25 protein-coding genes and 1 tRNA gene are annotated in these 23776 nt (G+C 59.3%); 11 read left to right on the top strand and 15 right to left on the bottom strand.

What is annotated here, in order from left to right:
- Positions 1–38: 38 nt before the first annotated feature.
- Together RSE16_06845 and RSE16_06840 are read right to left on the bottom strand one after the other, a co-directional pair.
- The gene (locus tag RSE16_06845) at positions 39–440 is read right to left on the bottom strand and encodes a DUF2141 domain-containing protein (GenBank protein ID WRH77172.1); all 402 of its coding nucleotides are present in this window, start codon (positions 438–440) and stop codon (positions 39–41) included.
- The gene (locus tag RSE16_06840; GenBank protein WRH77171.1) at positions 403–1146 is read right to left on the bottom strand and encodes a sterol desaturase family protein; all 744 of its coding nucleotides are present in this window, start codon (positions 1144–1146) and stop codon (positions 403–405) included. Before RSE16_06840 ends, RSE16_06845 begins: the two co-directional genes overlap by 38 nt.
- 88 nt (positions 1147–1234) lie before the next feature.
- Here RSE16_06840 and RSE16_06835 point away from each other — a divergent pair, with 88 nt between their 5' ends.
- Entirely contained in the window at positions 1235–2398 is a 1164-nt protein-coding gene (locus RSE16_06835; GenBank protein WRH77170.1) for a hypothetical protein, read from the top strand.
- A gap of 185 nt (positions 2399–2583) precedes the next feature.
- On the opposite strand, the gene RSE16_06830 is transcribed toward RSE16_06835, so the two are convergent.
- Positions 2584–3252 carry an energy transducer TonB gene (locus RSE16_06830; GenBank protein ID WRH77169.1) on the bottom strand — a complete coding sequence of 223 codons (669 nt, stop codon included), beginning with the start codon at positions 3250–3252 and terminating at the stop codon, positions 2584–2586.
- A gap of 153 nt (positions 3253–3405) precedes the next feature.
- Between RSE16_06830 and crtY the strand changes: the two genes are divergently transcribed.
- The 5 genes from crtY to RSE16_06805 all read left to right on the top strand — a co-directional run bounded on the left by crtY (position 3406) and on the right by RSE16_06805 (position 8105).
- Entirely contained in the window at positions 3406–4587 is a 1182-nt protein-coding gene (crtY, locus tag RSE16_06825; GenBank protein ID WRH77168.1) for a lycopene beta-cyclase CrtY, read from the top strand.
- Positions 4584–6065, top strand: coding sequence for a phytoene desaturase (locus tag RSE16_06820; protein WRH77167.1), 1482 nt, complete (start codon positions 4584–4586; stop codon positions 6063–6065). Before crtY ends, RSE16_06820 begins: the two co-directional genes overlap by 4 nt.
- Before the next feature lie 56 nt (positions 6066–6121).
- Complete coding sequence (locus RSE16_06815) at positions 6122–6703, top strand: TIGR00730 family Rossman fold protein (protein WRH77166.1); 582 nt, start codon at positions 6122–6124, stop codon at positions 6701–6703.
- A gap of 49 nt (positions 6704–6752) precedes the next feature.
- The gene (locus RSE16_06810) at positions 6753–7751 is read left to right on the top strand and encodes a phytoene/squalene synthase family protein (protein WRH77165.1); all 999 of its coding nucleotides are present in this window, start codon (positions 6753–6755) and stop codon (positions 7749–7751) included.
- Positions 7752–7814: 63 nt separating this feature from the next.
- Positions 7815–8105, top strand: coding sequence for a GIY-YIG nuclease family protein (locus tag RSE16_06805; GenBank protein WRH77164.1), 291 nt, complete (start codon positions 7815–7817; stop codon positions 8103–8105).
- A 91-nt stretch (positions 8106–8196) separates the two neighbouring features.
- Here RSE16_06805 and RSE16_06800 read toward each other — a convergent pair whose 3' ends face one another.
- The 12 genes from RSE16_06800 to RSE16_06745 form a co-directional block, all read right to left on the bottom strand.
- A complete protein-coding gene (locus RSE16_06800; protein ID WRH77163.1) occupies positions 8197–8985 on the bottom strand; it encodes a 3'(2'),5'-bisphosphate nucleotidase CysQ in 789 nt (262 codons plus the stop codon).
- The gene (locus tag RSE16_06795; protein WRH77162.1) at positions 8978–10324 is read right to left on the bottom strand and encodes a TldD/PmbA family protein; all 1347 of its coding nucleotides are present in this window, start codon (positions 10322–10324) and stop codon (positions 8978–8980) included. The genes RSE16_06800 and RSE16_06795 overlap by 8 nt, the downstream gene beginning before the upstream one ends.
- A 34-nt stretch (positions 10325–10358) precedes the next feature.
- Positions 10359–10688: a hypothetical protein gene (locus RSE16_06790; protein WRH77161.1), complete on the bottom strand. Its 330-nt coding sequence runs from the start codon at positions 10686–10688 to the stop codon at positions 10359–10361.
- 100 nt (positions 10689–10788) lie between these two features.
- Positions 10789–11427, bottom strand: coding sequence for a 7-carboxy-7-deazaguanine synthase (gene queE, locus RSE16_06785; protein WRH77160.1), 639 nt, complete (start codon positions 11425–11427; stop codon positions 10789–10791).
- Complete coding sequence (queC, locus tag RSE16_06780) at positions 11424–12122, bottom strand: 7-cyano-7-deazaguanine synthase QueC (GenBank protein ID WRH77159.1); 699 nt, start codon at positions 12120–12122, stop codon at positions 11424–11426. The genes queE and queC overlap by 4 nt, the downstream gene beginning before the upstream one ends.
- Before the next feature lie 33 nt (positions 12123–12155).
- Positions 12156–12232, bottom strand: a tRNA-Arg gene (locus tag RSE16_06775).
- 44 nt (positions 12233–12276) lie between these two features.
- Positions 12277–12807, bottom strand: a complete 531-nt coding sequence (locus tag RSE16_06770; GenBank protein ID WRH77158.1) for a DUF1254 domain-containing protein — start codon at positions 12805–12807, stop codon at positions 12277–12279.
- Positions 12804–13379: a DUF1214 domain-containing protein gene (locus RSE16_06765; GenBank protein WRH77157.1), complete on the bottom strand. Its 576-nt coding sequence runs from the start codon at positions 13377–13379 to the stop codon at positions 12804–12806. Before RSE16_06765 ends, RSE16_06770 begins: the two co-directional genes overlap by 4 nt.
- A gap of 36 nt (positions 13380–13415) precedes the next feature.
- Positions 13416–16067 carry a pyruvate, phosphate dikinase gene (gene ppdK, locus RSE16_06760; protein ID WRH77156.1) on the bottom strand — a complete coding sequence of 884 codons (2652 nt, stop codon included), beginning with the start codon at positions 16065–16067 and terminating at the stop codon, positions 13416–13418.
- A gap of 81 nt (positions 16068–16148) precedes the next feature.
- Positions 16149–16679, bottom strand: a complete 531-nt coding sequence (locus tag RSE16_06755) for a cytochrome b/b6 domain-containing protein (protein ID WRH77155.1) — start codon at positions 16677–16679, stop codon at positions 16149–16151.
- Positions 16680–16773: 94 nt separating this feature from the next.
- The gene (gene glyS, locus RSE16_06750) at positions 16774–18861 is read right to left on the bottom strand and encodes a glycine--tRNA ligase subunit beta (protein ID WRH77316.1); all 2088 of its coding nucleotides are present in this window, start codon (positions 18859–18861) and stop codon (positions 16774–16776) included.
- A complete protein-coding gene (locus RSE16_06745; protein ID WRH77154.1) occupies positions 18861–19733 on the bottom strand; it encodes a glycine--tRNA ligase subunit alpha in 873 nt (290 codons plus the stop codon). Before RSE16_06745 ends, glyS begins: the two co-directional genes overlap by 1 nt.
- A gap of 138 nt (positions 19734–19871) precedes the next feature.
- Here RSE16_06745 and RSE16_06740 point away from each other — a divergent pair, with 138 nt between their 5' ends.
- The 5 genes from RSE16_06740 (at position 19872) to RSE16_06720 (ending at position 23751) form a co-directional block, all read left to right on the top strand.
- The gene (locus RSE16_06740) at positions 19872–20777 is read left to right on the top strand and encodes a TraB/GumN family protein (protein WRH77153.1); all 906 of its coding nucleotides are present in this window, start codon (positions 19872–19874) and stop codon (positions 20775–20777) included.
- An 89-nt stretch (positions 20778–20866) separates the two neighbouring features.
- Positions 20867–21280, top strand: a complete 414-nt coding sequence (locus RSE16_06735; protein WRH77152.1) for a hypothetical protein — start codon at positions 20867–20869, stop codon at positions 21278–21280.
- A gap of 121 nt (positions 21281–21401) precedes the next feature.
- Positions 21402–22010, top strand: a complete 609-nt coding sequence (locus tag RSE16_06730) for a 50S ribosomal protein L25/general stress protein Ctc (protein ID WRH77151.1) — start codon at positions 21402–21404, stop codon at positions 22008–22010.
- 110 nt (positions 22011–22120) lie between these two features.
- Positions 22121–22690, top strand: coding sequence for an aminoacyl-tRNA hydrolase (gene pth, locus RSE16_06725; protein ID WRH77150.1), 570 nt, complete (start codon positions 22121–22123; stop codon positions 22688–22690).
- Positions 22691–22767: 77 nt separating this feature from the next.
- Positions 22768–23751, top strand: coding sequence for an SDR family oxidoreductase (locus RSE16_06720; GenBank protein ID WRH77149.1), 984 nt, complete (start codon positions 22768–22770; stop codon positions 23749–23751).
- Positions 23752–23776: the final 25 nt, after the last annotated feature.

The following is a 23776-nucleotide window of genomic DNA, read 5'->3' as shown; positions in this document are numbered from 1 at the left end:
GGCTTTCAAGCACCGGCGTTCAAACAGGTCGAAAGCGATCAGAACATATATTTCATACGCACCGACTGACTGCCGCTGCCGCTGAACGCAAAGGCTGCTGCAGTGAATTTCGGTGGGCCAAACGCAATTTTTGGATTGCGCGAAAAGCCAAAGCCTTCGCGCGGTATCGCCATCGCGGTATCGAGTTTTCCGTTACCGTTTTCATCGTGAATCAGCGACAAGGCGTAGGTACCCGGGGCGGCTCCAACAAAGACAACCGAACTGGCAGCATTTGCCTTAACCACCCGCTTGATGGCGTTGGCATCTTTCGAACAGTCTGGGAAAGCCTTGGGGTTGGCGGTCAGGCAGATCAACACATTGCCTTTTTGGTTGCGCAGTCCCGTAACCGATACTTCCAGTTGGCTATCCGCTGACGCGGTCGCCGCGACGCTTGTTGTCAAAACTGCCAAGGCCAAGATCGGTGCCGCAAAGGCGATCCCAAAACCGGAAATAAAGGCCATAATTCCCCCTATAAGCATCGTGATGCTTTTGATGATGTGTTGCCGTTATCAGCCACTTCCCTAACCGGCCATGAACCATGAAGCGCGGAAACATTTCCCAACCCATATGGTTGGTGATCCCCATCAGCGTCATCAGGAACAGCACAAAACCCAGCGCGCCGATATGGATCGGAATTAGAAACACCAACGCCGGAATAACAACAGCGCCGGTCAGCGCTTCCCATGGGTGAAAGCTCATCGCGGCCCATGCAGTGGGCGGGCGGCTGTCATGGTGGACGGCATGGGCGATACGGAACAGCCGCGGTGTATGCATCCAGCGGTGCGTCCAATAAAACCAGCTGTCATGCGCGATAAGGTAAAGCAGCACCGACAGCGGCAGATACCAGACAGGCCAAGCGTTGATATCAGAATAGATGCGGGTCCACCCCATATTCTGCCAGCCCCAGGCGACGATGCCGGAGGGTATCCCGTAAATTCCGGCAGACAGCAACGACCAATAAACTTCCCGCCGCATTTGCGGACCAAGCTTAGCGTAGAGCCCCGGACGCACCCTTTGCGTTAGCCATGCGAAAAAACCGCTGGTCGCCAGATAGCGCAGCCCCACGATCAGCGTCATCGCAAGTGCAGAGATAAGGACGGCTGCCATGGCCGGCTGTCTATATTTGGTGCGCGGTAAGTGCAATCGCCCATTCTATGAGGCTTTACTCCAGCAGCAACGCGCCTAATATCAGGCTATGCTGGAACTCGATAACTATGATCGGGTGGTCTCCCAAATCTATGAAGCGGCACTGGTGCCCGCACATTGGGATATTGCGCTTACCTCAATGATCGATTTCTTCGCGCCGCGCGAATGGCATGTGGCCTTTGTCGTCTGGGAAAGGCTCGATCCGCCTGCAGGCCGCTTCATTGGCTCTACCGGGGTCCACCCGCTGGCGCGGGACGCCTATCTGCAGCATTTTACCGGCCGCCACGAATGGTCGATACGCGGCCACGAGATGCGGCTAGGCGATGTCGTGCTCAGCGATCAGTTGATCGATCGGCATGATTTCAAGGAGACGAAATTCTATCGTCATTTCCTTGGCCCCTGGGGTTACGAACTCGCAATCCTCGGCATGCTCGACCGGCAAGGGCCCGATCATATGGGCATTGTCTGCCCGGGACCGTCAGACTGCGACCCCGGCAATTTGCCGGAAGCAATTTCGATGCTGATCCCGCATATCCAGCGTGCCGCGCGGATCAGCCGTAGGATCGGGGAAGCGGATTTGCGCGCAGCGACCGCAACCGACCTCATTGATTCCTCGCCCTATTGTGTCATCGCGCTTGGCCCCAGCCTTGAACTGTTGATGGCCAATAGTCGGGCGCAAGCCTTGCTTGATCGCGGTGGTGGCATAAAGCTGCACCATGGCCGGCTGTTGCTCGACGACCCTGCCACGCAGCGCGACCTTGCCGAGATGGCGGCAGGCCACGGCAAATCGCGATCGATTACCTTCAACGCCCGCACCCAAGATGACGGGCAATTGTTGATGAGCGCAGTCGCGGTCCCTACGGCGCAAGGCGAAAGCTTTGCCAACGGTGTCGGCGGCACAGCACTGATGCTGGTCGGAGGGCAGAAAATCGCGGTTTCCAATGACATGGTAGAGGCGCTGCAAACCAGTTTTGATCTGACCGCGGCCGAGGCGCGGCTGGCTACATTCCTGGTTCAGGGATCAGGCGTGCGCGGCTATGCCTCAGATCGGGGCGTTTCGAAAGAAGCCGGCAAATATCTGCTCAAGGGCATTTACGCCAAGACGGGCCTGTCGAACCAGACCGAGCTGGTTGCCATGTTGCGCGAAGTGCCGATAGGTTGGGGTAAACCGCTCGCTACGCTGCCGGAACCACCGCCGTCTAACCGACTGTAAAATCGGCAATCCTCCCCGTTCGGGTAGTGCACACATATCGTGCCCGGGGCATCACACTGCTATTCATGAGTCCCTCGCTGATCACTCAGCGACCCGTCCGTCAGCGGGGGGCGTGCAGGCCGGAGGGGACTGTTCCGGCCTGCCATGATTTGCCAAGGCGCCCGCGTACAACGCGAAAGCCGGCCTCAGGGTTCCTTCCAGGTAACGCTGCCGCGATAGCGTCCTTCGACCGGTTGGCCGCTGGCGTTCTTTGCGGGAGAGAAACGTGCCCGGCGCATGAAGGCATTGCAGGTCGCCGTGTCGAGCGCTGCAGTACCCGAACTCACCGTCACATTGCAGCTTGTTGGCCGGCCGTCAGCCGCCACCAACATTTCGAAGCGCGTCGTCCCTTCGGCGTTTACATTGCGTGGATAATCCGCCGCCGTGATGATCGTGCCGGGATTTTTGAGCGAGGAAGCCAGCAACAGGGGCAATAATGCCTCGGCTCGTTCGCACCGCGCCTGCCCGCCTGCAGCAAACTGCACGACAGTGGGCGAGCGGCAGGCGAACATGTTCAGCAGTTGCAGCGAGCGATACACGCCTGGATAGTCGGCACCTGCAGCGGCGCGGTGGGTTACGAAATCCTCCGGTCGGCCGCAACCCGTGCCAACCCGCTCCTCCACGCACAGAGCCAGATTAACGGCATCGTCGCAGCCATTGTAGAGGATGAATTCGGCACCCCCGGTTCGCCGGAATTCGATACATTGCTCAGCTGCCATCTGTCCGGGCGCGAGCATAGGTGCGGCCTTTGTGCTGCCGAAAGGGGCAGCGAGCGATAGCATCAAGGCGATGGGCAAGAGGCAAGCGAAACGCATAGACCATTCCCTATCGCGCACCATTGGCCTTGTCCACGGTGACGCCGCCACCGATGCCATTCGGTACATTTTCCGGCCTCACCGGCGCATTATCCACGTCTTTGTGGCGGTCGCGACTTTTGATTGGACCCGCTCTCGTCTAGGGTTTTTTACATGGCTTCGGCAGCTCCCGATCATATCAAATGCGACTTGGCGATTGTCGGTGGCGGTCTTGCCGGCGGGTTGATCGCGTTGGCGGTTGCCCGGGCGCGACCGGAACTCAAGATTGTCCTTATCGAACAGGAACAGCATTTTGGCGGCAATCATATCTGGAGCTTTTTTGCCAGTGACATTGCGCCTGAACATCGCTGGCTGACCGCGCCGCTCGTTACATATGGTTGGTCGGGCTATGACGTGCACTTCCCGGAACATAGCCGCACGCTCGATACGATATACTACACAATTGAATCAGAACGGCTCGATTGGCTGCTGCGGCACAATCTGCCCGCATCGGCTCTGATGACGGGGCGCACAGTGAAGGCGGTCAGCCCGCGTCTTGTTGTGCTTGACGGTGCACAGCGGATCAACGCCGGCGGCGTGATCGACGCGCGCGGGGTCGCGGACCATCATCATCTGGATTGCGGCTGGCAGAAATTCACCGGCCAGTTGCTGCAACTGGCAGAGCCCCATAGCCTGACCCGGCCAATCGTGATGGACGCAACCGTCGACCAGCATGACGGCTATCGCTTCGTCTATGTCCTGCCCTTTGGCATGGACAAGGTGTTCGTCGAGGATACCTATTACAGCGATCGTCCGGATCTCGATAGGCGGGTGATGGCACAGCGCATTGCCGCTTATGCCGACAATCGCGGCTGGGAAGTTGAACGGGTGCTGCGCGAGGAAACCGGCGTGCTGCCGGTGGTGATGGGCGGCGACCTTGAAAATTATTGGGCGAGCGGCAGCGGACGAACGGCAAAAGCAGGTGCACGCGGCGCGTTTTTCCACCCGATCACCAGCTATTCGCTGCCCGATGCGGTGCGGCTTGCCACCTTTGTTGCGGAACTCACCGATTTTGATGGCGACCGGCTGAACATGCTGCTGCGGCAACGTGCAGAAGCGCTTTGGAAAGATGGCAGATATTATCGCATACTCAACCGCATGCTGTTCCGCGCATCGGTCCATGGCGAGCGCTACAAGATCTTCGAGCGTTTCTACAGGCTTAAGCCCGGATTGATCGAACGCTTCTACGCTGGCCAAAGCACAGGGGGCGACAAGGCACGAATATTGACGGGAAAACCCCCGGTGCCAGTCGGAAAGGCGTTGAAAGCTTTGCAGTCGCGAAAGAAGGCAAGATGAAATCGGCAGTAGTGATTGGCGCGGGCTTTGGCGGCATTGCGCTGGCAATTCGCCTGCAGGCAGCGGGCATAAAGACGACAATCGTCGAAGCACGCGACAAACCTGGTGGCCGTGGCTATTTCTGGGAAAAGGACGGCTTCATCTTTGATGGTGGGCCGACTGTCATCACCGATCCCCCCTGCCTAACGCAGCTTTGGGCACTGACTGGGCACGATATGGCGCAGGATATAGAGCTGCTGCCAGTCATGCCCTTTTACCGGCTGAATTGGCCCGATGGCACCAATTTCGATTATTCAAATGACGAGACGGGGCTGCGCAAGGAAATCGAGAAGCTCGATCCTGCCGACGTGGCGGGCTATGGCAAATTCCTAGAATACAGCAAAGGCGTGCATGACGAGGGCTATGTAAAGCTCGGCACAAAGGCATTTCTTGATTTCGCCTCGATGATCAAGGCGGCACCGGCACTTGCCAAATATCAGGCTTGGCGCAGCGTCTATTCGATGGTGTCCTCATTCGTGAAGAACGAGAAATTGCGCGAGGCACTGTCGTTCCATACGCTGCTAGTCGGCGGCAACCCGATGAAAACCAGCGCCATTTATGCGCTGATCCACAAGCTGGAAAAGGACGGCGGCGTCTGGTTTGCCAAGAGCGGCACAAACCGCCTGATCGCGGCAATGGTGACCCAGTTCGAACGCATCGGCGGCACGATCATCCTGAATGACGGGGTCGAGCGGATCGAAACACAGGGCGATCGCACCACCGGCATTGTCACTCAGTCGGGCCATCGGATCGAATGCGATGCGGTTGCGACCAATGGCGACATCATGCACAGCTATCGCGATCTGCTCGCCCATCATCCGCGTGGACAAAAGGCGGCAAGCGCGCTTTCACGCAAGAAATTCTCCCCCAGCCTGTTCGTCGTGCATTTTGGCATCAAGGGTAGCTGGCCGGGTATCCCGCATCACATGATCCTGTTCGGGCCGCGCTATAAAGGGCTGCTCGATGACATTTACGATCATGGCGTGTTGCCCCAGGATTTCTCGCTCTATCTGCACCATCCGACAGTCAGCGACCCGTCCATGGCGCCAGAGGGCTGCTCTACCTTTTACGCGCTCGCGCCCGTCGCGCATCAGGGCAAGCTGCCGATCGACTGGGAGGAAATGGGCCCGGTCTTTGAAAAGCGCATCCTTGACGAGGTCGGCCGCCGCCTGATCCCCGATATCCACGACCGGATCGTGACGAAGTTCCACTACACCCCGGCCGATTTCGGTCATGATCTGAACGCGCATCTGGGTAGCGCCTTCAGCCTTGAACCGGTGCTGACGCAAAGCGCCTGGTTCCGTGTTCACAACCGCGACGATGTGATCGATAATCTCTATTTCGTCGGCGCTGGCACGCATCCCGGTGCAGGCATCCCCGGGGTCGTCGGCAGCGCAAAGGCGACAGCGGAATTGATGATTGCGGATTTGGCTGGTTGAAAAATCCCGTCGCCCCTGCGAAGGCGGGGCGACGTTAAATCTATTTGAGGCCTGATTTGAAACGCCTAGCCGTCTATTGTGGCTCTGCCACACCCGCAGACCCGGTATATATGGAAAGCGCCCGCATGGTCGGCCGCGAATTCGCGGCGCGCGGTATCGGGCTGGTCTATGGCGGCGGCCGTCTTGGCCTGATGGGCGCAGTAGCCGATGCCTGTCTTGAAGCGGGCGGCGAGGTTATCGGCGTGATCCCTGAAGCGCTGGTCGGCAGCGAGGTTGCGCATCGCGGCCTCACCGAACTGCATGTCGTCCCCGGCATGCACGAACGCAAACGCATGTTCACCGACCTGTCTGACGGATTTGTCACTATCCCCGGCGGCGTCGGCACGATGGACGAATTGTGGGAAGCGATCAGTTGGGCCCAACTTGGCTATCATTCCAAACCCGTAGGGGTGCTGAACGTCGCGGGCTTTTATGACCGGCTAGTCGAATTCAACGCGCATATGATCGAGGTCGGCTTCATCCGCGAAGCCCATGCCGGGATCATGATCGTCGAGAAAGAACTCGACGTGCTGCTCTCTCGTATGGAGGGCCATGTGCCGCACAAGAACATCTTCCAGATGAAGGCCGAGGATTTGTGAAGTTACCCCTCCCGCTTGCGGCAGCGGTCAGCGGAGGGCATGAAGGGGCGTGAGCTTTACTGTTTCAACCCCTCCCCCATCCCCTCCTGCAAGTGGGAGGGACGAACTTGTCGCCTTTGCCCGCGAGAGTATCGCGCGCGGATCTAAATCCTTTGCCGCCGCCAGCAAGCTGTTCGACCGAACCACGCGGGAACGGGTATGGCTGCTCTATGCCTGGTGCCGCAAATGCGACGACATGGCCGATGGGCAGGATCATGGCGGCGCGATGTCCGAAATCGCCGACCCGCATGCGCGGCTGCAAACAATCCGCGATCTTACCGCGAGAGCATTGCAAGGCGAGGTAACGGGCGAGGCCGCATTTGACTGCCTTGGCATCGTGGCACGCGAATGTGGCCTAACCCAGAAAATGGCTGATGACGTGATCGAGGGCTTTGCGCTTGATACCGCAGGCTGGCATCCGCGTCATGAGGGCGATCTGTATCGCTATTGCTTTCATGTGGCAGGCGCGGTCGGCGTGATGATGGCTGTCGTGATGGGCGCATCACCCGATGATACCGAAACACTGGACCGCGCCTGCGACCTTGGCCTTGCCTTCCAGCTGGCGAATATCGCGCGCGACATTGCCGAGGATGGCCGCGCCGGGCGTTGCTACATCCCTGACGACTGGCTGGCGCAACTCGATATCGAGCCGGGCGAACATCTGCGCCCGCATAACCGCAAGAAACTTGCGCTGATCGGTCGCTGGCTTGCGGATGAAGCCGGACAATATGAAGCCTCGGCGCGCATAGGTGCAGCCCGCCTGCCGTTCCGCGCGCGCTGGGCAGTGCTATCCGCAGCGGGCATTTATGGTGATATTGCGCGTAAGGTCCGTGCAGCCGATGACCATGCCTGGGACGGTCGGATATTCACCTCTCGCGCGGAAAAACTGCAGTGGGTGGCACGGGCATTTCAAGAAGCGTGGCGCAATCATCCGCCTGCAATGTGCCGCGATGGATTATGGACGCGGCCGCGAAACTTCGTCGCCCCGGCGGAGGCCGGGGTCGCTTGAAGTCTACCCCGACGCCGCTACCCTGACACGATCTCAGCCAGGGTGGTGATCTGGAGAGCGGACATGGGCGGTGGCCACGTCTACATTATGACAAACAAGCCGTTCGGTATCCTGTATATTGGAGTGACGGCAAATCTCGCCGAACGGATAACCGCACATCGCGACGGCAGGGGCTCAGTCTTTTGTCGGCGCTGGGCCTTGAAACGGCTTGTCTGGATGGAGGCGCATATTGACATCGAAGCGGCAATAATCCGAGAAAAGCGGCTGAAAGGCTGGAACCACCTACGGAAATTGCGGCTGACTTCTGATGCCAATCCGAACTGGGATGATCTTTACACCACGCTCAACGGTTAAGCGAGCGGTTGAACCCGGGCGATTAGTGTCGACCTAGCAAACCACTAGCGGCCCCTGCCTTCGCAGGGGCGACGCTTCGGAATCGGCGACGTCATGTATTCGCCAGTATCGTCCAAGCCCTGCCCTTCAATCGCTCCACCGCTGCCCCATGGATACCCGGCGAGCAGCAGATCAGGCCAAAATCGAGCGGCTGGCGCTTGTTGTAAAGGATCGGCTCACCCATCGCGCTTGTTACTATCGCCCCCGCCTCGGCCGCGATCAGATGGGCCGCCGCAACATCCCATTCATTGCCCCAACGCAGCGTCGCGACCAGATCGGCCCGGTCGCACGCCACCATCGCCATCCGCATTGCGATGCTGTTGGGTTTGTGGACCATTTCGAGGTCACGGTCCGCCTTGGGTAGTGCGTCAGTGGGCACCCGCGCGCGCGCAAGGTCAGTCCGCTGGCTGGCACTGAGCAGTCGGCCATTACAGGTCGCACCCTGCCCCTGATGCGCCACCCAAAGCTGGCCCGTCGCCGGAGCATGGATCACGGCGAAGACGACTTCAGCACCTTCGACCAGCGCCACTGATACGCACCAGCCCTTGCGCCCGCGAATATAATCGCGCGTACCGTCAATCGGATCGACCAGCCATTGGCGCGACATGGAAAGCCGGTCTGGATGGTCGGCAGTTTCTTCGGAAAGCCAGCCGATATTTGGCGCGAGTGCGCCCAGACGTTCCTTGAGCAAGACATCGACGGCAAGGTCGATCGCACTGACCGGATTGTCGCGGCTTTTTTCCCACACATCAACGACAGGCGATGCACCTTCGCGCCAATGGGCGAGTGCAAGCTCCCCGGCCTCGCAAACTATCCTTATCGCGGCATCGCGATCAGGCACTCGCCACCATCATACCGTCAACGCGGAGCGTTGGCACATTGATCGAGCGGATGAATTCAATGTCGTTGGCGGCCACCAGCGCGCGGAACATGTCCTTCAGATTCGATGCAATGGTGAACTCGCTGACTGCGCCGGTGATTTCGCCTTTTTCGATCAGGAAACCGGCGGCGCCACGGCTGTAATCGCCGGTTACAGAGTTCACACCCTGCCCCGACAATTCATGGACATAGACGCCATAATCGATATCGGCGATCAACTCTGCCACGCTCAACGTGCCGCCCTCGAGATGCAGGTTGGAGGATGTGGTGCCGGGTGCACCGCTGCCGCCACGGCTGGCATGACCGGTGGGTTTACGGCCCAATTGGCGGGCGGCAGCGCTTTCCATCAGCCATCCGGTAAGTACGCCCTTGTCGATGATCGCGCGGCGTGCCGTGGGCAGGCCCTCGCCATCAAAGCCGCGGCTGCCGAGCCCGCGCAGGCGGAGCGGATCGTCGACGACGCTCAGCCCGCTATCAAAAAGCTGCGCGCCTTCGGATTCAAGCAGGAAGCTGGTCTTGCGCGCGATCGACGCGCCGCTGATCGCGCCCATCAAATGGCCGACAAGCGACCCGCCAACGCGCGGATCAAACACTACAGGCAACGCTCCGCTTTTGATCGCACCTGGGTTGATGCGTCGCACGGCCCGTTCGCCAGCACGGCGGCCAACGGATTCGGCCGAAGCGAGATCGGCACGGTGGCGGGCCGAACGCCAGTCATAATCGCGTTCCTTGGCATCGCCTTCGCCAGCAAGCACGCTTGCCGAAATGCCATAGCCCGACGCATGGCTGACACCTGCAAAGCCATGGCTGGTGGCCAGGGCGAAGATGGATCGCCCGGCGCTTGCGCCCGCGCCTTCGCTATTGGTAACGCCTGCAACGGCGCGCGCTGCATCTTCACAGGCAAGCGCCACTTCACGCAATGATTGCGGATCGGGATCGAGCCCGTCGTCGCTATCAACGTCCGGAACCGCGCCTTTCAGAAGCATGTCTTGCGGTGCAAGCCCTGCATATTGGTCTTCGGGTGCCTCACGCGCCATATCCAGCGCGCGCTCGACAAGGCTTTTCAACACGTCCGGGTTCATGCTCGACGAGGAGATAGTGGCGGAGCGCTGCCCCAGGAAAACGCGCAGGCCAATCTCTTCGCCCTCGGACCGCACCACATCTTCCAGCGCACCAAGGCGCACCTGCACCTCGGTGGAGGCATCGCAGCTATAAACGGCATCTGCGGCGTCGGCACCGGCCTTTTGAGCCTGTTCGACGAGTTTTACTGCGCGATCGAGCGCTTCATTTGGGGATAGCATACCCCCGCTTAGGACGGGGGCGAAGACGGGTCAATCAGGGGATGATCCAGATGATCGCCATTAGCGCGGTCGGAGCACCGATGGCGCACAGCCAAAGACCCCTTACCTCACGCTTATACTGGGCAGACAAATCATCTTCACCGCTGACTTCCAGCATTTGCCAGCGCTTTTCAAAATTGCGGCAGGGAAGAATCACCAACCCAACAAGGAATACGAGCAGGAAATAAGGCCAGATCGCCATTCCCGATCCCTTGATCATCGGCGACACTTCAAAGATCAGTGCGAGTGTGTACATCACCAGCGCATAGGCAATGTGGGTGCTCATCCGCTTGCCATAGCCCTTCAGCTCGGCCCGACGGATCATCGGTTGCGCCTTTGACGCCATAATCTCTCTCCCCTTCATTCTCTCCATCGATGATATTGTCACCATCGTTGCAGCGAGTCAAAGGGGTTTACGAAGCCGTTCAGGGCAGCCCCAAAGCCTTGTGATTTTGAAGCGAAAGCCGCCATTTGGGATTGGCTTGGACAAAGTCGATCGCGGCCTGCCGGTTACCGGCATTGCGCGCTGCATCATGGCTGTCCAGCGGCTGGATCAGGAAATGGTCGAATGCCCATTGCTCCATCGCGGCAGTGTCGCTGCCCGGCTGCGGCCAGACCAGCTTCAACTCACTCCCGCGATGCTGCACGACATCACTGCCTGCCTTGGGGCTGACGCACACCCAGTCAATTCCGGGATGGACAGGCAAGGTGCCGTTGCTCTCAATCGCGATCGTGAAACCCTGTGCGTGCAACGCATCGATGATCGCATCATCGACCTGCAACATGGGCTCACCGCCAGTCAGCACGATATAGCGGTGCGCGGTCCCTTCCCCCCATAAGCCGGCAACCAGCGCGGCGAGCGCGGTCGCCTCGTAACGACCGCCATTTTCACCATCCATGCCGACAAAGTCGGTATCGCAGAACTGGCAGATTGCGCTGCTCCGATCCTCTTCACGGCCGCTCCACAAATTGCATCCGGCAAAGCGCAAGAAGACAGCGCGCCGCCCGGCATGCACGCCTTCGCCCTGCAATGTCAGGAAGATTTCCTTGACCGCGTAGCTCATGCGTAAATTGTCGGATCAGGCAAGCCGGCGTCGGCAAAGCCCTTGGCCCGCAGGCGGCAGGCGTCGCACTGGCCGCATGCCTTGTTATCGGGCGTAGGATCATAGCAAGACCAGCTCATCCCAGCGTCAAGGCCCAGCCGGTGCGCTTCACGCGCAATTTCAGCCTTGGTCATGTGCTGCAACGGTGTGTGGACGGTGAAACCCTTTACCCCGGATTGGGCACCCTCAACCCCGGCCTTTGTCGCCAAATTGGCCATCGTTTCAAACGCCGCGATAAATTCTGGGCGGCAATCAGGATAGCCGGAATAATCGAGCGCATTGACCCCGATGAACAGGTCATGCGCGCCGCGCGCCTCTGCAAGGCCAAGGCACAGCGAAAGGAAGATGGTATTGCGCGCCGGCACATAGGTGACGGGTATGCCGCTTTCGTCGACGCCATGTTTGGGCACGGCAATGTCGGACGTCAGCGCCGATCCGCCAAAGCGGGTCAGATCGAGCGGCAGGACGATATGTTCGGCGGCGCCCAGATGCGCGGCAATGCGCGCGGCGCTTTCCAGTTCGACACGGTGCCGCTGGTTGTAGTCAATCGTCAGCGCATGCACTGCATAGCCCGCCTCACGAGCCAGCGCGGCAACAACCATGGAATCGAGCCCGCCAGACAGCAGAACGATTGCGGATTTCGCTGTTGAGGACATTTTCGGGGCAACTCTCGCACAAGGAGAGGAAAATGGCGCACCCAGAACGATTCGAACGTCCGACCCCCAGATTCGTAGTCTGGTGCTCTATCCAGCTGAGCTATGGGTGCGTGGAGGCGTGCCAATAGGCTCGCGCTGGCGGATTCGCAAGCCCTTAATTTGCTTTTGCGACACGGCACGTCGCGGTGCGCCGGATCGCGTCGATTTCGGCAAAGTCCGACGGACTCGATAACAGGATGCGGATCAGCGCCAGCCCCTTGTCATAGCTCAATTGCACAGCATCATACCCTGCCGGGGCCTTTTGTCCTTCGCGCAACAGCGCCAACCTTGCGGGCTTGCCGCCGGTATCGCGATCACTGCGGACCGCGGCGACGTCGGTTCGGGCATCAAAAATGCTGACCGACCAATAACGTCCCGGCACAGAGGGAACATCAACCAGAACCGGTCCCTTCGACAGGTCAAAAACGCAAGTCGAATAGCTGAGATCGGGGCTGGGCCGCACAATCGGCTGGCGATCAGCTGTTGCCATTTCGCCAAATCCGAAACTGTTCACCGGTGCGCCCTGCCCGATGCGCTTCATTGCGGTGGACATCAGCACATAAGGCGTTGCAACCAAAGTGCCCTGCCAGGCGATCGTTGCGACGATCAGGCCTGCGGCGATGGGAAAGAGCCAATTGCGAATCATGCACAGCGCTCCTTCTTGATGACGGGTAATGTGGCTTTTGCCGGATTGTCGATTAGTGCACCGCGCGGGTGATAGATACGCAACGTCAGGTCAAATTGCGGCGTCCGTCCGGTTGGCAGCCAAACGCCTTCGGGCTTTTCAGGCGAAACTGTGAACGACCAGTTGCCGCTCGCATCGCGTGCCGGCGCATTGCCGCCCACCGACCAGCGGTCTGCCTCATTTTTCACCAGCCAACCTTCGCCCTTGTAAAGCGTGATACTCCACCAGCGCGCATCCATTTCGCCGCCGCTGACGGTATAGGTGCAACTGCCGTTGAGCGGAGCGCCGGCGCTATCGCTTTCCGCACGGTAATACATCGCCTCCTTCGCGGGCAGCGCGAGTAGGCCGAAAAGCGCAACACGGGCGCGGCTCAACGCCGAGGCGTCGGCGGTGCCATTATCGGTGTTGGTGCTCCATGGCCCATTGGTGACTTGCCGGCCAAGATCGGCACCGCGCACTTGGTGTACGGCTAAGGCTGTTCCGCCCCCGACACCCAAAAGGATGCAAAACGCATATCGTAACCATGGCTTCATGAATGCCTCTCCCTCAAAGAGGCTGCTATCCCATGGTTACGCCCTACGCAAGGCCGCCTGCGCTGCTGCCAAACGGGCGATAGGCACGCGATAAGGCGAGGCGCTGACATAATCGAGGCCGGTCTTTTCGCAGAAAGCGATCGAGGCGGGGTCACCGCCATGTTCGCCGCATATGCCCAGCTTGATTTCGGGGCGCACCGAACGCCCCTTCGCTGTCGCAATCTCGATCAACTGGCCGACGCCTTCAACATCAAGCGAGACGAATGGATCGGACGTATAGATGCCCTTATCCACATAATGAATGAGGAAGCGCGCGGCATCGTCGCGCGATACACCCAGCGTGGTTTGCGTCAGGTCATTGGTACCGAAGGAGAAGAAAGCGCCAACCTCTGCAATCTCATCGGCCATCAACGCGGCGCGCGGCAGTTCAATCATCGTGCCGACAAGATATTCGATGCGCTTGCCCTGTTCGGCAAAGACCGCTTCTGCCGCTTTGTCGACAACCTCTTTCATCAGCTCCAGCTCGCGCTTGGTTGCAACCAAGGGAATCATGATTTCGGGCACTGGCGCGGTTTCGAGCGCACAGGCAGCCTCGAATATTGCCCGCGCCTGCATCTCGTAGATTTCGGGATAGGTCACGCCCAGCCGGCAACCGCGATGGCCCAACATCGGGTTGAATTCATGCAGTTCGTTCGCCCGCTGTTTCAGCGTTTCAATACCGACGCCGGCCGCCTCGGCGACCTCTGCAAAATCGGCCTCCTGCGTCGGCAAAAATTCGTGCAGCGGCGGATCGAGCAGGCGGATGGTAACGGGCAGCCCCGCCATCACTTCAAAGATCGCGACAAAATCCCTGCGCTGTTCAGGCAGCAGTTTTTCCAGCGCGGCGCGGCGACCACGTTCGTCTTCGGCCAAAATCATTTGGCGCACGGCGGTGATCCGGCTCGCGTCAAAGAACATATGTTCGGTGCGGCAAAGCCCGATGCCTTCCGCGCCGAAATCGCGCGCGGTCTGCGCATCCAGCGGCGTTTCGGCATTGGCACGCACCTTCATCCGGCGCGATCCATCGGCCCATTCCATCAGCGTGCCAAAATCGCCGACCAGTTCCGGCTGCAGCGTGGGGACAGACCCTGCCATCACTTCGCCCGTCGCGCCGTCAATGGTAATCACATCGCCTTCGCTCAACGTCCGTCCGGCGACGCGCAGCAGCTTTGCCGCATTGTCAATTGCAAGGCTGCCTGCACCGGAAACGCAAGGCCGGCCCATGCCCCGCGCGACGACGGCCGCATGGCTCGTCATCCCGCCCCGCGCGGTCAAGATGCCGCGCGCGGCATGCATGCCGTGAATATCTTCTGGGCTGGTTTCAACGCGGACCAGGATCGCCGCCTCACCGCGGTCATTCCATTTTTCCGCCGTGTCAGCATCGAACACGATCTTGCCCGATGCCGCCCCCGGCGATGCCGGCAGACCCTTGGTCAACACATCGCGCGGTGCTTGCGGATCGAGGGTCGGGTGGAGAAGCTGGTCCAATGCCATCGGATCGACGCGGCAGACCGCCTCTTCTTTGGTGATCAGCCCTTCCGCTGCCATATCGACCGCGATCTTGAGCGCGGCCTTAGCGGTGCGCTTGCCCGAACGTGTCTGCAGCATCCACAATTTGCCGCGTTCGACGGTGAATTCGATATCCTGCATGTCGCGATAATGCCGCTCGAGTATCTCGAACACGCGCGCCAATTCGGCATAGGCCTCGGGCATCGCCTCTTCCATGCTCAGCGGCTTGGCACCGGCCGCCTCGCGCGCAGCCTTGGTCAAATATTGCGGCGTGCGGATGCCAGCCACAACATCCTCGCCCTGGGCATTGATCAGATATTCGCCATAATAGGCATTTTCGCCGGTCGCTGGGTCGCGGGTGAAGGCAACGCCGGTTGCCGACGTGTCGCCCATATTGCCAAAGACCATCGCCTGCACATTGACGGCGGTGCCCCAATCGGCGGGAATGCCATTCAAACGGCGATAGACCTTGGCCCGATCCGATTCCCAACTGGCAAATACCGCGCCGACTGCACCCCAAAGCTGTTCATGCACATCCTGCGGAAAAGGCTTGCCCCATTCCGCCTCAACCAGCTTCTTATACTCGCCGACCAGTTCGATCAGGTCATCAGCCTGCAATTCGGTATCGAGAAAAAACCCGCGATCCTCTTTCGCAATTTCCAACGCATCCTCAAATGCATGATGGTCCAGCCCCAACACCACATCGGCATACATCTGGATGAAGCGGCGATAACTGTCCCACGCAAAGCGTGCATCGCCAGATGAGGCTGCCAGCCCTTCGACCGTCACATCGTTGAGGCCAAGGTTAAGGACGGTGTCCATCATCCCCGGCATCGATACCCGCGCGCCCGATCGCACCGAAACAAGCAAGGGATCGGCGGGATCGCCAAAACGCTTGTCCGTCATGCCTTCAATATGCGTAATTCCATGTGCGACCTGATCGGCAAGGCCGTCAGGAAAGGCTTCCCCATTGGCGTAATAGGCGGTGCAAACCTCGGTGGTGATCGTAAAGCCCGGGGGCACCGGAAGACCGATCGCGGCCATGCCGTCCAAATTCGCGCCCTTGCCGCCGAGCAGGTTCTTATTGCCTGCGCCATTATCGTCGACACCGCCGCCAAAACGGAAAACATATTGGGTCATCGCGCAGCCGGTTCCTTTGTGGCCATCTAAGATGCGCGCCGTTGTGCAGTGCAACACTTTAGAGTCAAGCATAGAAGGGAATTATTTGGCGGATTTATTCGCAAACAGCATGAAGCGCGCCAAGGGGCGTTTGAATGCCAACAAATATAAGACATGCATGACCACAAAAGCCATGGCCAGATTGGCGAGCAACTCATGCGCCTCTTCATAGGCCTCGCCCGACTCGTCCTCGCTTTCTTCGCTTTCCTCGCTTTCGGCCGAGAAGGACAAGGAACTGAGCGAAGCCGACTTTAATGAACGGCCATTGTCCATCATTATCCCGGTGCCCGTCGCGCCGATGACCGAAAGGGCGATGCACGCTAGCAACAGCCGGCTGATCGCGGGATGGGTGGCGATGCCCTTTAGGTGCAAGTCCTTGAACGAGGGATAAAAGCGTTCAAGCCCGAGCTGCGGCGCACCGCTCAATGCCCAAATCAACCGGAAGGCGATAAGCGCCGCCACGCCATATCCCAACCAAGCGTGGATCAGGCCGGTTTCAGCGGAAAAATAAGCGGCAAGAACGGTGATCGCGAGAAAGGCATGAAAAATGCGAATTCGGTGCATGACGGCCATGATGCGGGTCTCCTTATAAAAGGTAACCCACCAGAGGCACTTTCGGGGCCGGCCGCCATGATCCAGATCAATCGCGGCCGATTACAGGACAGACCTATCCTTCGATTTTGGAGAAATCGGCAACTTGGCTAACCGCGTCGCGGAACCGTGCCAGCAATCCCAGCCTGAACGCCCGTTTTTCGGGATCTGGGTCATTCACCATCACGCCATCGAAAAAGGCATCAATCGGCGCGCGCAGTGAGGCGAGCGCAGCCATGGCATCCTCGAACTGCTCGGCCTCGATCGCGGCTACGGCCTTGGGCTCGGCGCTGTCGAGGGCAGAGAGCAGGGCTAATTCCGTCGCCCCTGCGGAGGCAGGGGCCGCCGTCGGTTTATCCTGTGCGGTTTGAGTAGCGCCTCCAGCGGCCCCGGCCTGCGCCGGGGCGACGTCTGCCTGCTTCAATATGTTCGCCGCGCGCTTGTAGCCCGCGAGCAGGTTCGCGCCTTCATCGGTGCCGACAAAGCCTTGCAAAGCCTTCACCCGTTTTACCATGAGGACATTATCGCCGCCATTTGCAACCGCCACCACGGCATCAATCATATCGTGACGAATACCAGCATCGCGTTGCTGAACTTTAAGCCTGTCAATCAGGAAGTTGGCTATATCTAGTCCAGCATTTGATCCGCCAGCATGAGCTGCCGCCGTGATCAAGTCTCGCATGGAAACCCGCAGATCATTCTCCAATATAAGGCTCAATATCCCGATCGCCGCACGCCGCAGAGCAAAGGGGTCTTTGGATCCGGTCGGTTTTTCATCAATCTGAAAAAACCCAACCAGCGTATCCAGCTTGTCCGCCAAACTAACCGCCACCGTCACCGGAGCGGTGGGCACATCATCGCCCTGCCCGACCGGCTTATAATGGTCGCGCACTGCGTCAGCGACGGCATCTGCCTCGCCTTGGGCGCGGGCGTAATAGCCGCCCATCAGGCCTTGCAGTTCGGGGAATTCGCCGACCATACCAGTGACAAGATCGGCCTTGCACAGGCGTGCCGCGCGTTCGGCATCATCGGCGCTAGCGCCGTTGACGATAGCTTGCTCAACCAGCCAGCGGGCGAGCTGTGCCACGCGTTCAACCTTGTCAGAAACTGTCCCCAGCTTCTCATGAAAGGTGATCTGCGACAGTTTCTTCGCCTGTTCGTCGAGCGGGATTTTCAGATCCTGTTCCCAGAAGAATTTGGCATCCGAAAGCCGTGCCGCCAGCACCTTTTCATTGCCCGCAACAATCGCTGCGCCGCCATCATTGGCGACGATATTGGCGGTGCAGACAAAGGCGTTGGCCAGTTTGCCGGACTTGTCATGGCAGACGAAATATTTCTGGTTCACCCGCGCGGTCAGCTGGATCACCTCTTGCGGCACTTCCAGAAACGCAGGATCAAACCGGCCAAGCATCGGCACCGGCCATTCGGTCAGGCCCGCATTTTCCGCGACCAGACCTTCATCCTCGACCAGCGTCAGCCCGGCCGCTTTCGCTGCGGCCGCGGCGCCATCGCGAATGATCGCGGTGCGCTCGCTATAATGGACGATCACATGGGCGGCACGCAATGCCTCAACATAGGCGGCGGCATTGGCGATTTCGACAGGGCCGGTGGAATGGAACCGGTGGCCCATTGTCTCACGTCCATTGACGATGCCGTCAATCTCGCATGCCACCACATCATCGCCGAGCAAGGCAATAATACCCTGCAATGGTCGCACCCAGCGCAAGCTTTCGGTGCTCGCCGATGCTGCACCCCAGCGTTGCGATTTCGGCCAGGGGAATGCGCGGATGATCGCCGGGATCGCTTCGGCCAGCACATCGGCGGTTTTGCGACCAGGCTTTTCAACCACAGCAAAATAGACGCCATCGCGTTCAACCAACTGGTCTTCGTTCAATCCGGTTTTACGAAGAAAGCCCTCCATCGCCTGCGGCGGCGCGCCGACTTTGGGCCCTTTGGTTTCTTCAGACACCGCCTGTGTTTCCAGCGGCAGCCCCTTGGCAATCAAGGCCAGCCGGCGGGGCGTGGCAAAGGCTTCGACGGTTTCGGCGGCGAGGCCGGCCTTGGCGAGTGCTTCGGTGAAAAGGCGGACCAGATCGTCCTTGGCCTTTGCCTGCATCCGCGCGGGGATTTCTTCGCTGCGAAGTTCTAGGAGGAAATCGGTCATCACGCGTCCCAACCGTTCTTTTCCATCCATGCCTGACAACTGCCTTTGGCGAGATCGCGGACGCGGCCCATATAGGATGCGCGTTCCTGCACGCTGATCACGCCGCGCGCTTGCAGCAGGTTGAACAAATGGCTCGCCTCGATCGCCTGGTCATAGGCGGCAAGCGGCACGCCCGCTTCGATGCAGCGCTTGCACTCTGCCTCGGCATTTTTGAAACCCTGAAACAGCTGATCGGTATCGGCGACTTCGAAATTATAGGTCGAAAACTCGACCTCATTCTTGTGGAACACGTCACCATAAGTCACGCCGGCATTGTTGAAGGCGAGATCGTAAACGCTGTCTTTGCCTTGAATATACATGGCGAGCCGTTCCAGCCCATAAGTCAGTTCGCCGGCTACAGGCTTGCAGTCGAAGCCGCCCATTTGCTGGAAATATGTGAACTGCGTCACTTCCATCCCGTCACACCAGACTTCCCAGCCAAGACCCCAGGCGCCCAGCGTGGGCGATTCCCAGTCATCCTCAACAAAGCGGATATCGTGCTTCAGCGGATCGATACCGATCGCGTCCAATGATCCCAGATACAGCTCCTGCAAATTCGCCGGGCTGGGCTTCATGATCACCTGATATTGGTAATAATGCTGCAACCGGTTCGGGTTTTCGCCATAGCGGCCATCGGTCGGGCGACGGCTGGGCTGCACATATGCGGCGTTCCAGCTATCGGGGCCGAGCGCGCGCAAAGTGGTGGCAGGGTGAAAGGTCCCCGCGCCAACGCGCATATCATAAGGTTGCAAGATGACGCAGCCCTGCTTGCCCCAATAATCATGGAGCGTCAGGATCAGGTCCTGGAAGGTCAAAGGTCCTGTATCAGACATGGCCTGCCCTTGGCGGATGGAGCCGGCTAAATCAAGGCAGCTACCTCTTTTTACTGATCAATCTGCCCATAAAGCTGGACAATTTTGCGGAGCATCCCATTTTGTGGAAAGGCCCGAGCCGCTGAAAGGACCAAGATAATGTCGATATTTGGTAAACCCGCACGCCTGTTGAAAGCATTGGGCGCATTGTCACTAGCCGCAGCGCCCGCCGTTGCGCAGGATGCGCCGGCACCGGTGAAGGATGTCGATCCCGCGCTTTGGGTCGTTCAGGATGCCGATACGAAAATCTACATGTTTGGCACCGTCCATATCCTGAAACCGGGAATGGGGTGGTTTGACGAAGAGGTGAAGGCCGCCTTTGACCGGTCCGAACGGCTTGTGCTGGAACTGGTCGAGCCGGACATGGCAACAACACAGCAATTATTCGGCAAATATGGCATCGACCATAGCGGCAAGGCACTGACCTCGAAAATGACCGAGGAAGAGCGCGCGATCTATGCAAAGGCAATGGAGAAGGTCGGCCTTCCGGTCGCTGCGTTCGAACCGCTCGATCCATGGGCTGCAGCGGTGACAATGCAGGTCGTTGGCCTTCAGAAAAGCGGCTTTGATGTGAATAGTGGCGTCGAAACACAGCTGACGGCCGCTGCCAAGGCTGCAAACAAGCCGATCATCGGCGTGGAGACGATGGAACAGCAGCTGCAGATTTTCGACAATCTGTCGCAGGAAACCCAACTGCGCTTTCTGGTCGAGGGCGCCAAAAGCATCGATGACCTGAACGGCATGATGGATAATATGGTCGATCTGTGGGGCCAGCCCGATCCTGAAGGTCTGGCAAAATTGATGAATGAAGGGATGACCGATCCCAAATTATTTGCCGCGCTGCTGACCAACCGCAATGCCCAATGGGCGCACTGGATCAACAAGCAGTTGGAAAAGCCGGGCACCAGCTTCATGGCGGTGGGTGCAGGGCATCTTTCGGGTACCACCAGTGTACCCGAACTGCTGAAAGCCTATGGCATAGAGGCCAAGCGGATCGCCTATTGAGGCCGGTCGAACAGCATCGGCGCTTCGTCGCGCGGTCGCTGGCGGCCGCCGCTGCTTTAAGATAGAAGATCCTTTCAAGGAGATTGTCCATGCGTCCGTTGCTTTTGACCGCCCTGTTTGCCCTTGCCGCAACACCGCTTGCGGCGCAGCGGGTCGAAGTTGCCGATGCAGACAATGACTGGGCGGATTTTCCGGCGCTTGCCAAGAGCATGACGGTCAATCTGGGTGACGGCGCGATGGCCGATGTCGACCGGCTTGTTGCCGCTGGCAAGTGCAAGGCGATTGGCAACAAGAAACGCATCCGCATGCAAATTCCGTTCCTGGTGCAGTTTGGCGACACGGGTTCAGTCGACCGGGTGATGTTGAAGCGGATTGGCTGCCCAGAGGTTGAAAGCATCGCTGCAAGTGCCGCACTTTATGCTGCGCAGGACGGGCGCATTCGCCAGGGCAGCGGCAATGCGGCAGGTTGGTATCGCGGATCGGTCAACTATATCCTCGACTGACGGGCGCACATTCCCGAAAAGGCTTGCATTTGCGCAGGTTTCGCCCTAGTGGCGCGCGCTTGCCGTGATGGTCATCCCTGGAGGCGTGGCGGCAAAAAGCAAATTTATCTGGAGAAATATTATGAGCGATCTGCTGACTTTGTCGGCTGAGCCGCGCGAACGGGCTGGCAAGGGAGCCTCCCGTGCATTGCGTCGCGAAGGCCGTGTTCCCGCCGTTATCTATGGCGACAATAAGGAACCCGAAACCATCCATGTCGAGGAAAAGGCACTCATCAAGGCTTTGATGACCGGCCATTTCGGTAACTCGATCGTCGAGATCACCGTTGGTAGCGCGGTAACGCGTACCCTTCCCAAGGATGTGGCTTTCCATCCGGTCAGCGACCGCCCGATCCATGTCGACTTCATGCGCCTTGGCAAAGATTCGACCATTCACGTCGAAGTGCCCGTGTCGTTCACCAATGAAGAAGCCTCGCCTGGCTTGAAGCGCGGCGGCGTGCTGAACATTGTTCGCCACGAACTCGAACTGATTTGCGCTGCAGACAAGATCCCTGACGAAATCGCTATCGATGTCGCCGGATTTGACGTCGGCGATTCGATCCACATCAGCCATGTGAAGCTGCCCGATGGCGCGAAGAGCGCGATCACGGACCGTGACTTCACCATCGCGACGATCGTTGCCCCTTCGGGCATGCGTTCGGCCGAAGGCGATAACAGCAAGACCGACGCTTAATAAGCCCTTTATCCCCCTCCCGCTTGCGGGAGGGGTTAGGGAAGGGTCTGTAACGGGGCACCAAATCGGGCCCTCCCCCAGCCCCTTCCGCAAGTGGGAAGGGAGCCAAATTGCAGATCTGGGCAGGCCTCGGAAATCCCGGTCCGCAATATGCGATGCACCGGCACAATATCGGTTTCATGGCGCTTGACGTCATGGCAGACCGCTATGATGCGCCCGCCGCCCAAAAGAAGTTTCAGGGATGGGCACAGGAAGTGCGCATTGGCGCCGCCAAAATCCTCCTGCTGAAACCGGCGACCTTCATGAATGAAAGCGGCCGCAGCATTCGCGCCGCACTCGATTTCTACAAATTGACACCGGAAGACGTCACCGTCTTTTATGACGAACTCGACCTTGCCCCGTTCAAGATGAAGGTGAAGCGCGGCGGCGGTGCGGCCGGCCACAATGGCATCCGTTCGACCATTGATCATATTGGCGCCGATTTCCGGCGGATACGCTTGGGCATCGGCCATCCTGGCCATAAGGACCGGGTGACGCCCTATGTGCTCGGTAATTTCGCCAAGAACGAGATTGATCCTTTGGCCGATATGCTGGCCGCGATCGCTGCCGAGGCCGAATGGCTCGCCAAGGGCGACGATGTGCGCTTCATGAACGAAGTGGCGCTCCGCCTGCAGGATTGACCGGCTCTACAGCCTAAAGACTGGCTGAACTTGCATCCGATGTGGCGGCACCCAATCTTTCGACCAGAAGGAGAGCCATGATGTCTGCAATCGAACGCCGAACCATCCTGAAAACCGCAATCGCCGCAGGCGCGGCTGCCGCCGTTCCCGGCGTAGCCTCGGCAAACGCAAAGCCGCTCGCCGGCAAATCCGCGCTGATCACCGGCTGCTCGTCAGGCTTTGGCTATCTTGCAGCGCTGCACCTTGCGCGCGAAGGTGCAAAGGTGATTGCGACGATGCGGGGGCTTCCCCGCAAGGAAGCCGATGAACTGAAGGCAGAGGCGGCGAAGGAAAAGCTGGACCTGCATATCGTCGAGATCGACGTGACGTCCGACGAACAGGTCGCCAAAGGCGTCGCCGAAGCGGAGCGGATAGTGGGCGGGCCGATCGACATCCTCATCAACAATGCGGGCGTCGGCTATGCCGGGCCAATCGAATTGCAGGACATGGCGGCAACCAAGCTGATCTTCGATACCAACGTCTATGGCCCGCACCGCATGGCGCGCGCTGTTTTGCCCGGGATGCGCAAGGCGAAGCGCGGGCTGATCTTCAACATTTCCTCACAATTGGGCCGCGTCATCACCCCGTCATCAGGCCATTATTCGCCGACCAAATTCGCGCTGGAGGCAATGAGCGAGGCGATGGCGTATGAGTTGGTGCCACACAATATCGAGGTCTGCGTGATCCAGCCCGGTGGTTATCCGACCAAGGTTTGGGTGAACCGCAACGAACTGGCCAGCGAATTAAAGGCGCGCCTGACCGCAGACGAAGCCGCGGCCTACCCCGCGCTGGTCGACCGGATGGGCAAGGAAGACGGCACTCGCCGTACCGCCGACCCGATGGACATTCCCCGCGCGATTGCAGAGATTGCAGCCATGCCCGCCGGAACCCGCCCGCTGCGCCGCGCGGTGCATCCCGGGCCCAAGCCGCAAGAGGCGATCAATCGCGTTTCGGCAGAAACGCAAATCGCCATGCTCGGCAATTCGCCGGTCGGGCCTTGGGTGAAGGCCGTGCTGGATTAAGCGCTTCCCCCTCCTGCACGCGGGA

The organism is Sphingobium sp., from assembly GCA_035196065.1.
GTDB classification, from domain to species: domain Bacteria; phylum Pseudomonadota; class Alphaproteobacteria; order Sphingomonadales; family Sphingomonadaceae; genus Sphingorhabdus_B; species Sphingorhabdus_B rara.
Note: the sequence above shows the minus strand (reverse complement) of the source record. Positions and strands in the feature narration are given on the sequence as shown.